Here is a 1,223-nt window from a genome sequence, read left to right on the forward strand (position 1 = left end):
CACCCAATTTGTTGAGGCCAGCATTGAGTACCTTTTCCAGGTATTCACTGCTCATTCCTGCAATCTTTTGCTTCCGTCTGATGCTCGCTTTGCGTGAAGTTTCAGCCCTGAGCATGTTCAGCCCCATGTGCCGGATGCACGCAAGGATCTCTGCGGCATCACCGCGATAAATTGGGCAATCGTCCTCGCCCATCGTGACGTCCAGCACCCAGTGCAGGCTATTTTCGATGGCCCAGTGCCCACGCACCGATCGTGCAAACTCATCCCGCGTCAGTGCTTTGGAACTGATGTAATAACGCTGTTCAATAGTGATTTTTTCCCTTTTTTCAATGCGATAAGAGATGGCCACGCCAATACTGCGCAACTGTTCCCAATGAGGAAACTGGGCGGCTAACTCACCCGCCGCCATGATATGGTACTCACGACCATCGATGCGCCCATGAGCCTTATCAAGAGTCATCGTTGCTGCGCATAATGGGGTAGCCGCCAGCGGGGCCAGGGCTTGCCGGACCGCCTCGAACAACTTGGGCTGGTTGCCTTTGACGGCTAACAAGTAATCGCCACTTTGCTGGAGGATGGTCTCGGCGATCTCGGTTTGGCACCCCATCGCATCGATGGATACCAGGCAGCCTTTGATGTCGAGCAACGCCAACAAGTCGGGAATGGCGGTGATTTCATTGGACTTGGCGTCGGTTTTTATCTGTCCGAGCACCAGTTTATTAGCGGCGGCATAGGCGCTTACCATGTGAATGGTCGACGTTCGATCTTCACGGTTATAGGAACTGCGCAGGGTTTTGCCATCGATAGCGACCAAGGCGCCTTCGGTGTGCTGGTTGATGGCTTGAGTCCAACGTACGAACGCGGCCTGAAACGGCTCTGGTTTGATACCGGAGATGATCCTGGCGATGGTGTCATGGACAGGAATACCATTTTTAAACAGCCCCTTGGATTGAAACCAAGGAAGATGAACCTCACCGAAATCTTCAATATCTTCCCACCCGTCTGCGCCACCGATCACTGCGCAGACGGTGAGAAACAGGACATCGTAGAAAGGATAATAAATCTTGGCATGCTGGCGAGGGTCGGGAATATCATCGAAAAACTGAGCAAAAACAGCATCAATAGACATGAAGGCACTCCTGAAAAAGGAGCATAAGATCACAGCTGGATCGCAGGGTCAAACCTGTTTTTCTTGGTCAAAAAACGTTCGCGATCTTGCCCTG

At 52.2% G+C, this 1,223-nt stretch carries 1 protein-coding gene; it reads right to left on the reverse strand.

The features are described 5' to 3' along the window. Nucleotides 1-1,129: ISAs1-like element ISKpn31 family transposase (locus tag BN1129_RS18855; protein WP_042038628.1), on the reverse strand; the 1,129-nt coding region annotated here is incomplete at its 3' end. Nucleotides 1,130-1,223 lie beyond the last annotated feature (94 nt).

Source organism: Aeromonas popoffii, assembly GCF_000820025.1.
GTDB lineage: Bacteria > Pseudomonadota > Gammaproteobacteria > Enterobacterales > Aeromonadaceae > Aeromonas > Aeromonas popoffii.